10 protein-coding genes are annotated in these 12,913 nt (G+C 40.5%); 9 read left to right on the top strand and 1 reads right to left on the bottom strand.

The genetic code is table 11. The annotated features are described in order from the left end of the window. Positions 1-14 precede the first annotated feature (14 nt). The gene (locus tag P255_RS04445; RefSeq protein WP_004903916.1) at positions 15-1,268 is read left to right on the top strand and encodes a D-amino acid dehydrogenase; all 1,254 of its coding nucleotides are present in this window, start codon (positions 15-17) and stop codon (positions 1,266-1,268) included. A gap of 75 nt (positions 1,269-1,343) precedes the next feature. On the opposite strand, the gene ppsR is transcribed toward P255_RS04445, so the two are convergent. Continuing rightward, positions 1,344-2,180, bottom strand: coding sequence for a posphoenolpyruvate synthetase regulatory kinase/phosphorylase PpsR (gene ppsR, locus P255_RS04440; protein ID WP_004903915.1), 837 nt, complete (start codon positions 2,178-2,180; stop codon positions 1,344-1,346). 155 nt (positions 2,181-2,335) lie between these two features. Between ppsR and ppsA the strand changes: the two genes are divergently transcribed. The 8 genes from ppsA to P255_RS04400 all read left to right on the top strand — a co-directional run bounded on the left by ppsA (position 2,336) and on the right by P255_RS04400 (position 12,904). Further along, complete coding sequence (gene ppsA / locus P255_RS04435; protein WP_004903914.1) at positions 2,336-4,714, top strand: phosphoenolpyruvate synthase; 2,379 nt, start codon at positions 2,336-2,338, stop codon at positions 4,712-4,714. Between the two features lie 71 nt (positions 4,715-4,785). Beyond that, positions 4,786-5,535, top strand: a complete 750-nt coding sequence (locus tag P255_RS04430; protein ID WP_004903913.1) for an RDD family protein — start codon at positions 4,786-4,788, stop codon at positions 5,533-5,535. A 265-nt stretch (positions 5,536-5,800) separates the two neighbouring features. Then, the gene (cyoA, locus tag P255_RS04425; RefSeq protein WP_004903912.1) at positions 5,801-6,829 is read left to right on the top strand and encodes a ubiquinol oxidase subunit II; all 1,029 of its coding nucleotides are present in this window, start codon (positions 5,801-5,803) and stop codon (positions 6,827-6,829) included. A 2-nt stretch (positions 6,830-6,831) separates the two neighbouring features. Next, positions 6,832-8,823: a cytochrome o ubiquinol oxidase subunit I gene (gene cyoB / locus P255_RS04420; protein WP_004903911.1), complete on the top strand. Its 1,992-nt coding sequence runs from the start codon at positions 6,832-6,834 to the stop codon at positions 8,821-8,823. Between the two features lie 4 nt (positions 8,824-8,827). Then, the gene (gene cyoC / locus P255_RS04415) at positions 8,828-9,451 is read left to right on the top strand and encodes a cytochrome o ubiquinol oxidase subunit III (RefSeq protein ID WP_004903910.1); all 624 of its coding nucleotides are present in this window, start codon (positions 8,828-8,830) and stop codon (positions 9,449-9,451) included. Further along, positions 9,448-9,774, top strand: coding sequence for a cytochrome o ubiquinol oxidase subunit IV (cyoD, locus tag P255_RS04410; RefSeq protein ID WP_004903909.1), 327 nt, complete (start codon positions 9,448-9,450; stop codon positions 9,772-9,774). Before cyoC ends, cyoD begins: the two co-directional genes overlap by 4 nt. Positions 9,775-9,784: 10 nt before the next feature. Then, positions 9,785-10,663, top strand: a complete 879-nt coding sequence (gene cyoE, locus P255_RS04405) for a heme o synthase (protein ID WP_004903908.1) — start codon at positions 9,785-9,787, stop codon at positions 10,661-10,663. Positions 10,664-10,780: 117 nt separating this feature from the next. Further along, positions 10,781-12,904, top strand: a complete 2,124-nt coding sequence (locus P255_RS04400) for a PA5441 family protein (protein WP_004903906.1) — start codon at positions 10,781-10,783, stop codon at positions 12,902-12,904. Positions 12,905-12,913: the final 9 nt, after the last annotated feature.

Genomic DNA, 12,913 nt, shown 5'->3' with positions numbered 1-12,913 from the left:
ACAGAGGGTTTGTGATGCATGTCATCATCCTAGGCAGTGGCGTAATTGGAGTAACCAGTGCTTATTATCTCGCAAAACAAGGGGCAAAAGTGACTGTGCTTGACCGCCAGCCAAACCCTGCTGAAGAAACAAGTTTCGGCAACGCGGGACAGATTTCTCCTGGGTATTCAACTCCTTGGGCAGCTCCTGGTATTCCATTAAAAGCGATTAAATGGATGTTCCAGCGTCATGCACCATTGGCAATTCGCCTTGATGGTACTTTGTGGCAACTTAAATGGATGTCACAAATGCTCGCAAACTGTAATGCTGAGCGTTATGCCATCAACAAAGAACGCATGACTCGTGTTGCTGAATATAGCCGTGACTGTTTACGTGAGCTACGTAAAGATACTGGCATTAGCTATGAAAACCGTTCAGGCGGAACATTACAGCTATTCCGTAACCAAGCTCAAATCGAAGCTGTACAACGTGACATTAAAGTCCTTGAAGAATGTGGTGTTCCACATGAATTGCTTACACCTGACCAATTATCAAGTGTTGAACCTGCTTTGGCACATGCTAAAGACCATTTGACTGGCGGTTTACGCTTACCGAATGATGAAACAGGTGATTGTTACTTGTTTACCAATCGTCTTGCCAAAATTGCTGAAGATTTAGGTGTCGAATTCCGCTTTAACCAAAATGTGGAATCCCTAGTTTGGGAAGGCGATAAAATTACAGGCGTTAAAGTTGGTAATGAAGTGCTTAAAGCGGATCAATTCGTCTTGGCATTTGGTAGCTATAGCCGTGATTTTATTGCGCCACTTGGCTTAGACGTTCCTGTTTACCCTGTAAAAGGTTATTCAATCACTGTACCGATTGTAAATGAATCTCTGGCACCACAATCAACCGTTCTTGATGAAACTTATAAGATTGCTGTGACTCGTTTTGACAACCGCATCCGTGTTGGTGGTATGGCAGAACTTGGAGGCTTCGATTTACGCCTGAATCCAAATCGTCGTGCGACTTTGGAAATGGTGGTCAATGACTTGTTCCCAGGTGGTGATGTCTCTCAAGCAACTTTCTGGACAGGCTTGCGCCCGATGACACCAGACAGTACGCCAATCATTGGAGCAACCAAATATAAAAACCTATTCTTGAATACAGGTCACGGTACGTTAGGCTGGACCATGTCTTGTGGTTCAGGAAAATTACTCAGCGACATTATTTTTAATAATAAGACAGAAATTAGTACAGAAGGTTTGGCAATTAGCCGTTACGGACATTAAGTTTCCTGCTCTCTCCCACTCTCTCCCAACTAAAAGAGCTGACCTCGGTCAGCTCTTTTTTTTAATTCAAAAATTTTATCCAATACGGCGTTTAAGACCTGTCATTTGCAAAATACGAGTTGAGATTTCTTCAATCGACATTTCTGAAACATCTAAATATGGAATCCCTTCAGAAATATAAATACCTTCGACAGCACGTAGTTCCATCTGACATTGATTAAAGCTGGCGTAGCGACTGCCTGCCTTACGTTCTGTACGAATCGCAACAAGGCGTTCAGCATCAATCATCAACCCAAACAGTTTATTTTTGTGATGCTTCAGTACTGCTGGTAAACGGTTGTCATCCAGATCTTCTTCAGTCAATGGGTAGTTCGCTACCCGAATACCAAATTGTAAAGAGAGATAAATTGATGTTGGCGTTTTTCCTGAACGAGAAACACCAATCAGAATAATGTCTGCTTTATCATAATGACGGGTACGTGCGCCGTCGTCATTGTCCAATGCAAAATGTACTGCATCAATACGCGCTTTATAGTATTCAGTATCCGTAACCGCATGAGTTTGACCAATTAATGTGGTTGGTGGTGTCCCCAACTCCTGCTCCAGCTTGCTAATCAAACCTTCAAACACGTCTAAATTGACCGCATTGGCAGTATTAATAATATCACGCACATTTCGATCAACTAAAGTATCAAACACTAGAGGTAATTTACCCTCTTCATGCTGGCAATTATTGATTTCTTCAACCACCTTCATGGCTGCTTCTTCTGTCGTGATATACGGGATGATATGAATATCAAAATTGACGTTCGGAAACTGCGCCAGTAAAGAATGCCCCAAGGTTTCAGCGGTAATTGCTGTTCCATCAGAAATGAAAAATACCGTTCTTTTAATTTGTTTACCTTCAGGCATTAAAAATCTCCTCAAATATTTGTCTTAGTGGCGTATATTCTTTATAGTAAACCCATCTTACAGAACTGTCGCTTAGTTAACATCAAAAAAAGCTAAGTGTTTGTGTTTTTGACATGATCGAATAAATCACATTTTGCAAAAGTGGAGAAACTACTTTGGAAGCGCGCGTAATAGGTCTAGAAAAATTAGGGAAACATGACGTTGAACTTGTTGGTGGGAAAAACTCATCTCTAGGGGAAATGATCAGCCATCTTTCTAATGCAGGAGTCTCCGTTCCTGGTGGTTTTGCAACAACAGCCGCCGCTTATCGTGAATTTCTTGAGCAAAGTGGTCTTAATGCAAAAATTCAAGCTGAACTTGAACAACTCAATGTTGATGATGTAAATGCTTTGGCAGTCACAGGCGCAAAAATTCGTCAATGGATTGTTGAAACTCCACTCACCAAAGAATTAGAAAAAGAAGTGCGTGAAGCATTCACAGCACTTTCAAACGGCAACCCAGATATCGCGGTTGCCGTTCGTTCTTCTGCAACAGCAGAAGATCTTCCTGATGCATCTTTTGCAGGCCAACAAGAAACATTCTTAAACATTCGCGGCATTGACAATGTCCTTATCGCAATTAAAGAAGTGTTTGCTTCTTTATTTAATGACCGTGCAATTGCTTACCGCGTACACCAAGGCTTCGATCACAAATTAGTTGCACTTTCTGCTGGCATCCAACGTATGGTTCGTTCAGAAACTGGTGCTGCGGGCGTTATGTTCACGCTTGACACCGAGTCTGGCTTCCGTGATGTTGTGTTTATTACTGCATCTTATGGCTTAGGTGAAATGGTCGTACAAGGTGCTGTAAACCCTGATGAATTTTACTTGTCTAAACCATTATTAAATAACGGTAAACATGCTGTAATTCGCCGTAACCTTGGTGCTAAACACCAAAAAATGATTTACGGTGAAGAAGGTGCTGCTGGTAAATCTGTCGTTGTTGTTGATGTTGAAAAACAAGATCGCCAACAATTTGCGCTCAATGACCATGAATTGCATGAGCTTGCTAAACAAGCGCTTATCATCGAACAACATTACGGTGCTCCAATGGACATCGAATGGGCAAAAGATGGTGATGACGAACAGATCTACATTGTTCAAGCACGCCCTGAAACTGTGAAAAGCCGCCAAAATGTCGGCACAATGGAACGCTATCTACTCAAGCAAAAAGGCACTGTGCTCGCTGAAGGTCGTTCAATTGGTCAACGTATCGGTTCTGGTAAAGTACGTATCGTTTCTTCAATCAAAGAAATGGACAAAGTTCAAGATGGTGATGTGCTTGTTTCAGACATGACTGACCCAGACTGGGAACCAGTAATGAAGCGTGCTGCTGCAATTATCACAAACCGTGGCGGTCGTACTTGCCATGCAGCAATTATTGCTCGTGAACTCGGTGTTCCTGCAATCGTTGGTTGTGGTAATGCAACTGAAGTATTAACTGATGGACAAGATGTTACTGTTTCTTGTGCTGAAGGTGACACAGGTTTCATTTACGAAGGTGCTTTAGACTTTGAAGTACAACGTAACTCTATCGAGTCTATGCCAAAACTTCCGTTCAAAATCATGATGAACGTGGGCAACCCTGATCGCGCATTCGACTTTGCCCAAATTCCAAATGAAGGCATTGGCTTAGCACGCCTTGAGTTCATCATTAACCGTATGATCGGTGTGCATCCAAAAGCTTTGTTAAATATTGACAGCTTACCACGTGAAACACGCGCAGCAGTCATGACTCGCACCGCAGGTTATGCATCTCCTGTTGAATTCTATGTTGAGAAACTTGTTGAAGGTATTACCACACTTGCTGCTGCATTTGCAGATAAACCAGTGATTGTACGTATGTCTGACTTCAAATCAAACGAATACGCAAACTTGATTGGCGGTAAACTATACGAACCTGAAGAAGAAAACCCAATGCTGGGCTTCCGTGGTGCAAGCCGTTACGTATCTGAAAATTTCCGTGACTGCTTTGAACTCGAATGTCGTGCATTGAAAAAAGCACGTGATGAAATGGGTCTAACCAACATCCAAATCATGATCCCATTCGTACGTACCGTTGCTGAAGCGAAACGTGTCATTGAACTACTTGCACAAAATGGCTTAAAACGTGGTGAAAATGGTCTTAAAGTCATCATGATGTGCGAATTACCAACCAATGCATTATTGGCTGAACAATTCCTAGAGCACTTTGACGGCTTCTCAATCGGTTCAAATGACTTGACCCAGTTAACACTTGGTTTAGACCGTGACTCTGGTATCGTATCGCATTTGTTTGATGAACGTGACCCAGCTGTGAAAGCGCTTCTTTCTATGGCAATCCATGCATGCCGTAAAGCAGGCAAATATGTCGGCATTTGTGGCCAAGGTCCTTCTGACCATCCTGACCTTGCAAAATGGCTCATGGAGCAAGGCATTGAATCTGTATCATTAAACCCAGACTCAGTACTTGATACATGGTTCTTCCTAGCCGAAGAAAAAATTAAACAACTTTAAGTCATCGTAAAAACATGATAAAAAAGACCCGTTAATGGGTCTTTTTTATTGAATATTGAGATAATGGTTTTATGCAAATATATTTAGCGCGAAATAATCAACAAGCAGGACCTTATACCTTAGAACAACTTAATCAAATGCTTGCCAACCAACAGGTCTTACTCACTGATCTTGCTTGGCATCAAGGTATGACCGAATGGAAACCATTAGGTGAACTCACCCATGGTCAACTTTTATATCGTCCTCAAAATTATTCAGAGCAACCACAACCCCAGTTTTCATCGATTAATTTATCTAAAAAAGCACAGCAGCCCGCAGTCAGCCTTGCATCAATTGAAAAACGGGTATTAGCAAAACTGATCGATCTGTTGCTTTGGTTACCCGCATTTGCACTTCCATCATTCTATATGGATGATGCGACAAAAGCGCAAATGATCAAGTTGCAAGATCAAGGAATCAACGCTAACTCTCAAGCCGAGATCTTTAGTCTTATTCCTACCGATGCATGGCATAGCATGTTGATTTACATCATAATTATGCTAGCAATTCAAGCATTTTTGCTTGCCAAATCAGGGCAAAGTATCGGTAAGTATATTACCAAGATTCAAATCGTTGATGCAGAAAATGAAGAAGCTGTAGGTTTAACACGCGTATTTTTATTACGTAGTATGGCCTTCATCATTTTGAATTTACTTTTCATGCCTTTTATCACTATACTAGATTTTGCTTTCATTTTTAGCGAAAAAAAGCAGACTTTGCATGATCGTATTGCTAAAACTAAAGTTATAAATAGAATAAAAATCACAAATAAAGTGGAATAACTGAAAATAATTTCATGTTATTAACTTTATGATTTTAGGTATTTTTCTTATTTTTATTTATTAAATCCAACTTAATTTGTTAGATTTAAATAACTTATTTTTGCTGATTGTAAATATAGCTTAGTTAATCAATATAGGGCATAATGCCCTACAAAGTAGCGGTGCCCTATGTTTTTGAGAGAAAAATCTTTCTAAAACATCCGACACTATAATCGCTATCCCATATTCCAAGTATGTAAATGGGACTCTTCACCGAGGTTGTAAAATGAGACAAACGATATTAGCTGTATTGTCTTTATCTACGATTTCTGCACTCTTGACTGGGTGTGGTGGTGATTTAGTACTTCTAAACTCAAAAGGTCCTGTCGCTCATGGTCTTAGCGGACTCATGATGACTGCGATCTATCTTATGCTCTTGGTAGTAATTCCGTCTATCATTATGGCATTGTGGTTTGGTTGGAAATATCGCGCGTCGAATAAAGATGCAGACTATAAACCTACATGGGCGCATTCAACTGCAATTGAAATCGCAGTTTGGGGCATCCCTATCATTATTATTGCAATTTTAGCATATATCGCTTGGTGGGGTTCTCACCAATACGATCCATATCGCCCACTTGATGCAGAATCAACTAAGAAACCAGTTGATATTCAAGTTATTGCTGAGCCATATAAATGGGTATTTGTGTACCCAGAACAGCAAATTGCAACAATCAATGAACTGCGCTTCCCTGAGCAAACACCTGTACATTTCCATATTACCTCTGACTTCACCATGAACTCATTCTTCATGCCGCAGTTAGCAGGTCAAATTTATGCGATGGCAGGCATGCAAACCCATCTACATGTTTTAGCAAATGAAACAGGCGTATATCGCGGTTTCTCTTCAAACTATAGCGGTTATGGTTTCTCCCAAATGCATTTCAAAGCGCACAGCGTAAGCCAAGCGGACTTTGACAAATGGGTTGCTGACGTTAAAGCAGGTAATGGTAGCCAATATGCGGCAGTTCAAAAACAAACTTTGGACTTTGCAGGCTTACAAGCAGTACGTGATGGTGAACGTTCTCAGCACCAAATTGAAGGTATGCTAGCAGATGCTAAAACACCTGAACAGAAAGCTGCTGCTGAAGCTGCTGAAAAGCAAGGAGCTTATCCGCACCATCCTCATCCAGTAACTTACTATGCTTCAGTTGAACCTCAACTCTTCAAGAAAGTTATTGCGAAATATATGAGCAATTACCATGGTGCAGAACAAGCTCATGCTGACGCTTCTCACGCTACTGCAGGGGAATAAACATGGATATGCTATTAGGTAAACTTGGATGGGGTGCCATCCCGAAAGAACCAATTGTTATTGTGACTTCGATCATTATGGCACTTGGTGCAATCGCACTTCTAGCAGGTATCACTTACTTTAAAAAGTGGGGCTACCTCTGGAAAGAATGGGCGATGTCTGTAGACCATAAGAAAATCGGTATCATGTATATCTTGGTATCTGTGGTCATGTTAGTACGTGGTTTCGCAGATGCATTCATGATGCGTCTTCAACTGTTCCTTGCAAGTGGTGGTGGCGAAGGTTATTTGCATCCCGACCACTATGACCAGATCTTCACTGCCCACGGCGTGATTATGATCTTCTTCGTTGCAATGGGTCTTGTTGTTGGTTTGTTCAATATCGTTGTGCCTCTACAAATTGGTGCGCGTGACGTTGCATTCCCTTTACTTAACCAGTTCAGTTTCTGGGCATTTGCTGGTGCTGCTGGTCTAGTTATGGCTTCACTGGTTCTTGGTGAATTCGCTGCAACAGGTTGGTTAGCATACCCTCCTCTTTCAGGCATTCAATACTCACCAGGTGTTGGTGTTGACTACTGGATTTGGGCATTACAGCTTTCTGGTCTAGGTACGCTTTTAACAGGTGTTAACTTCTTTGTTACCATCATTAAAATGCGTGCACCTGGCATGAAATTGATGGATATGCCAATTTTCACCTGGACTGCATTGTTCACTTGCGTTCTAATTGTTGCAACCTTCCCTGTGTTAACTGCAACTGTTGCAATGTTGACACTTGACCGTTACTTCGATTTCCACTTCTTCACCAATGAGCTTGGCGGTAGCCCAATGCTTTACGTGAACTTGATTTGGACTTGGGGTCACCCAGAAGTTTATATTTTGGTATTGCCTGCATTTGGTGTGTACTCAGAAGTTGTACCAGTGTTTTCTCGTAAAGCACTATTTGGTTACAAAACTATGGTATACGCAACTGGTGCAATTGCCGTTCTTTCTCTTATCGTTTGGTTACACCACTTCTTCACCATGGGTGCGGGAGCGAACGTTAACGCGTTCTTTGGTATTATGACCATGATTATTGCGATCCCAACTGGTGTGAAAATCTTCTCTTGGTTATTCACCATGTATAAGGGTCGTATTACATACACATCTCCAATGCTTTGGACACTAGGTTTCCTTGTGACTTTTGGTATTGGTGGTTTGACTGGTGTACTTATGGCGGTTCCACCTGCGGACTTCCTTGTACACAACTCTTTATTCCTGATCGCCCACTTCCATAACGTTATTATTGGTGGTGTTGTATTTGCGATGTTTGCTGGTATTACTTTCTGGTGGCCAAAAATGTTTGGCTGGCAGTTAAATGAAGCATGGGGTAAAGCATCTTTCTGGTTCTGGTTCATCGGTTTCTATTTCGCATTCATGCCGCTTTATGTTCTTGGTTTCATGGGCATGACTCGTCGTTTGAATACATATGACAACCCAGAATGGACACCTTACCTATCGGTCGCTATGATCGGTGCAATCTTGGTTGCGATTGGTATTTTCTGTTTCGTTATGCAAGTTGTTGTTGGTTTCCTACAACGCAATAAAACTGTCGATTATACAGGCGACGTATGGGATGGCCGTACATTTGAATGGGCAACTTCTTCACCTGCTCCGTTCTACAACTTTGCTTACTTGCCACAAGGTGAGCACATTGACCGTTTCTGGTTAGATAAAGAAAATGGTGTTGCGTACGTTAAGCCAACGAAATATGAAGACATTCATATGCCAACAGACCGTGTTGCTGGTTTTGCTTTAGCAATCCTGCTCACAGTCATGTCATTTGCCTTAATCTGGCATATCTGGTGGTTGGTTATTGTTTCGTTTGTTTCAATTATCATTACATTCATCAGAAGCTCGAATACTGAAAAAGTAGACTACTACGTACCAGCAGCTGAAGTTGAACGTATTGAAAACGAACGCTTTGCAATCCTTGAAAAACACTTGAAGAAGGACTAAGACAATGGCTGACGTACTTCATCACGATAGCCACGGGCATGACGATCATCATCACCACGATGACACTGATCTGACTACCTTTGGTTTCTGGACTTATTTGATGAGTGACTTGATCCTGTTCGGGACACTCTTCATTGCCTATGTAGTTTTACATACTCATGTTCCTGCTGGCACACCAAGTCCAAAAGAGTTATTCAGTGAATCACTAGGTTACGTTTTAATTGAAACATTTGCGCTTTTGATTTCTTCAGTAACTTTTGGTTTTGCTGTACTTGCACGTTACAAAAATAACGCGAATGGGGTAATTACCTGGTTAATTATCACATGGTTATTTGGTGCAACCTTCATCGGTATGGAAATCAATGAATTCCATCACCTTGTAGTTGAAGGTCACGGTCCAAGTCACAGTGCATTCTTATCTGCATTCTTTACTTTGGTTGGTACACATGGTATCCACGTGACTTCTGGTCTGGTTTGGATGATCGTTTTGATGTTCCAAATCAAAAAGAATGGTTTAACTTTACCGAATACACGTCGCCTTGCTTGCCTAAGCTTGTTCTGGCACTTCCTTGACATCGTCTGGATCTGTGTATTTAGTGTTGTTTACTTGATGGGAGTTATCTCATGAGTCATGATCATCATTCATCCGATGCGTCTCATGGCAACATGAAGCAATATACCATTGGCTTTATTTTGTCTATCATTCTCACCATCATCCCGTTCGGGATGGTGATGACTGGTGGCTTTGGTCGTGGCTTGTTGCTTGCAGTTGTTGGCATTACTGCGATTGTTCAGGTTCTTGTGCAGTTGATTTTCTTCTTACACATGAACTCATCTGAAGAACAACGCTGGAACGTGATTGCTTTTATTTATACCATTCTAACCATCGCAATCTTGTTGATCGGTTCTGTTTGGGTAATGAACTATCTACATTTCAACATGATGATCTAAACTGGTTGTCATGCTGAAAAAATATATATTCCTGACCAAGCCAGGGATACTCTTCGGTAACTTCGTTACTACCTTGGGCGGCTTCTTCTTAGCCGCCCAAGGCTCTGTAGATATCCTATTACTTCTCCTCACGCTTTTAGGTACGACGCTAGTTGTTGCCTCAGGTTGTGTTGTCAATAACTTCATTGACCAAGACATCGATGACAAAATGGAGCGCACACAAAACCGTGCTCTCGTGAAAAAAACTATCGAACCACAAGCTGCCCTAATTTTTGCAACAATTTTAGGTATTTCAGGTTTGAGCCTTTTATGGTTTTTTGTCAATGCGTATGCAACGGGCTTTGCAGTTCTTGGCTTTATTGTTTATGTGTGTTTATACAGTTTATGGTCAAAACGAACTTCCATTCACCAAACTGTGATTGGTAGTATTTCGGGTGCCTGTCCTCCCGTGATTGGCTATACAGCCGTTGCACATGAGTTTGATGTTGCTGCTTTACTGGTATTCTTAGCGTATGCAATTTGGCAAATGCCTCATTCTTGGGGAATTGCAATTTATCGCTTTGATGACTATAAACGCGCAGGAATTCCAATTTTGCCTGTTGCCCGCTCAATTTTTCGAACCAAAGTTGAATCTTTGATTTATGTGGTTTTATTTGCAGCGGTACTGAATGGCTTATATTGTTTTGGCTATACCAATGTCTTTTTTCTAATTACCTTTAATGCCTTATGTGCTTACTGGTTATATTTATCGATTATTGGATTCAAAGCCGAAAATGATCAAGTTTGGGCAAAACGTTATTTCCTGTATTCAGTAATCTTAATTACTGCACTCAGCATTAGCTTTAGTTTTAGCTATCAATCTCCTGCCCCACATTTGCCAATATTTTGATATCAGTTAGAGTGGTTTTTTCCACTCTATCTTTTATCGATCTCAATAAATTGCTTTCCCAGAAGTTTCTTATACAATACCCAGCATTCTAATAATGAATGAAATACGGATTATAATATGGGTTTGTCTAAACATTTTTTCCCACTGACTTTATTGAGTTTAACAGCAACTTTTAGCATTTCAGCATATGCCAGTTTCGATGAAGGTTGTTTTTCTCCAAGTATTCAAATCAATTCAAATTCTTATGATTCATGTAGGAATCTACCTATTTTAGACCCTGCCAACGACAATAAAACCAATATGTATTTAATGTTGAGTGATATGGGGTTTGCACAAATAAAGCCGATTCTCAATAAAGAAAAGATATGGGATAGTGAATATGGTACGGTGCCTTTCGATGTTGAAACTTTTACAGAACAGATCAGTAGCAAAATTTCTAATCAGAGACAAACAACACCAAAGCAAGACAAAACCATTTATGATGAAAAACAACATTCAATGGCTTTAGGTGAAACACAATTTATTCAACAAGTTCAAACATCTAAACAACTTTCAGCCACAGAAAAACAACAACTAACCGCAGCCCGTCAAGCTATTCAAGCCAATCCTGAAGCTGTCTTAGCATTCGTTGTGATGGATCCCAAATGGTCACAACTAGCACAACAGTTTGCTTCTTATCTCAATGCTTCAATTGCCTTTTACAATAGTGACTATAAGACCGCAGGAAAAATCTACACTGTGCTTAGTCAAATTGATGAACCCTGGATTAAAGAAACATCACAATATATGCTGATTCGTGTCGCGATTAATCAGGCTTATCAAAGCGGAACGGATACTTATGGTGACTTTGACATCAATAAAATCAATCCTGTATTCAGCAAAGCGATTACTAAACGCGTAAACGACTACTTAAAAGCTTACCCTCATGGCTTATATCGTGCCAGCGCGCAGGGTTTACTACGTCGTGGCTATTGGTTCTCAGGACAAAATGACAAGCTTATACAAGAACTGGCTTGGCAACTGCACCACCCTAAAGATCCAAATTACAATCTTGATATTTTGATTTTACCGAATGAATTAGACAACCAAGTTTTTTCAAATGAAAAACTCAATCCAAACAACTTAAAAGATCCTTTCTTTTTAACGATTTATGATCTCATGCAAATGCGTGAGCCAACTGGAGAAAATCAGCATCCAATTTCATGGGCGCAATTACAGCAGCAACAAAGTTATTTTAAGCAGCAGCCTGAACTGTTCCAGTATTTACAAGCATTACATTTATTTTTTATTCAAAAACAACCTGCTCAGGCACTGAACTATTTACCTAAAAATGATCCAAGCAAGATCAACAATTACTTCCAGCTCAGTCAGGTTGTTTTAAAAGGGCGTATTTTAGAAAGTCAAACACCTAAAGTCGCTTACACATATTGGAACACCATGCTAGAGCGCACTAGCAACAGTTATCAATATGCAACTCTAGAAGTGGCTTTAGCGATTAACTTGCAGAAAAATAAAAACTATGCAGGTTTTTTAGCAAAGGATAGTAAAATTAAGCAGAGAAATTTACGCAAGATCTTTATTGAAAAGATTGCTGATCAAGCTAGTTTAGAGCAAATGCTTGCATCGAAAGAGACCAATCCTGATGAGCGTAATATTGCACTCAATACCCTCCTTGAAGAAGCGATTGTGCAGCAGGACTACAACACCTTTATTCAAAATTTCAAATATGTACCTAAAAATGCAGCGGCATATCAAAGCAGTTCTAGCACCAATGAAGCCTATAAAGCTCAGCCGCCACTTTCGGTTTTTGTGTGGCAAGGTAAAAAGATTAGTACTCAAATTCAGTGTAATTCTTTACTGAATACAGTTACACAGCTATCCAAAAACCCAAATGACCGATTAGCGAGTGTTTGTTTAGGCGAAGCAATTCGTGAAACAGGTCATTTTCTAGATACGTTCACAACTGAAAATCATCCTGATATTCTGGGTCAGGTTAAAAAACCACTAAAAGGTAAAATTTTTTACCGCGGTGCAACTTACCAGAACATTATTAAAGAACCTCAGCCGAGCGAACTACAAGCCTATGCACTGTATCGTGCCATTCAATGTTATGCACCAACTGGCACCAATGAATGTGGCGACAAAGCAGTCAATAAAGAGACTCGTAAACAGTGGTTTCAAAAGCTCAAAACTGAGTATCCGAATAGTACTTGGGCAAAGTCTTTAAAATATTATTGGTGATGCACAGTG

This window comes from Acinetobacter brisouii CIP 110357 (genome assembly GCF_000488275.1).
Taxonomy (GTDB): Bacteria; Pseudomonadota; Gammaproteobacteria; order Pseudomonadales; family Moraxellaceae; genus Acinetobacter; species Acinetobacter brisouii.
The sequence above is the reverse complement of the archived record's forward strand: the minus strand, read 5'-3'. Positions and strand labels throughout refer to the sequence as shown.

Excerpts from the sequence above, each read along its gene's own strand:
- P255_RS04445 (WP_004903916.1), top strand. The coding sequence starts at position 15 with ATGCATGTCATCATCCTAGGCAGTGGCGTAATTGGAGTAACCAGTGCT.
- cyoB (WP_004903911.1), top strand. The coding sequence starts at position 6,832 with ATGGATATGCTATTAGGTAAACTTGGATGGGGTGCCATCCCGAAAGAA.
- ppsR (WP_004903915.1), bottom strand. The coding sequence starts at position 2,180 with ATGCCTGAAGGTAAACAAATTAAAAGAACGGTATTTTTCATTTCTGAT.
- cyoD (WP_004903909.1), top strand. The coding sequence starts at position 9,448 with ATGAGTCATGATCATCATTCATCCGATGCGTCTCATGGCAACATGAAG.
- cyoA (WP_004903912.1), top strand. The coding sequence starts at position 5,801 with ATGAGACAAACGATATTAGCTGTATTGTCTTTATCTACGATTTCTGCA.
- P255_RS04430 (WP_004903913.1), top strand. The coding sequence starts at position 4,786 with ATGCAAATATATTTAGCGCGAAATAATCAACAAGCAGGACCTTATACC.
- cyoC (WP_004903910.1), top strand. The coding sequence starts at position 8,828 with ATGGCTGACGTACTTCATCACGATAGCCACGGGCATGACGATCATCAT.
- cyoE (WP_004903908.1), top strand. The coding sequence starts at position 9,785 with ATGCTGAAAAAATATATATTCCTGACCAAGCCAGGGATACTCTTCGGT.
- P255_RS04400 (WP_004903906.1), top strand. The coding sequence starts at position 10,781 with ATGGGTTTGTCTAAACATTTTTTCCCACTGACTTTATTGAGTTTAACA.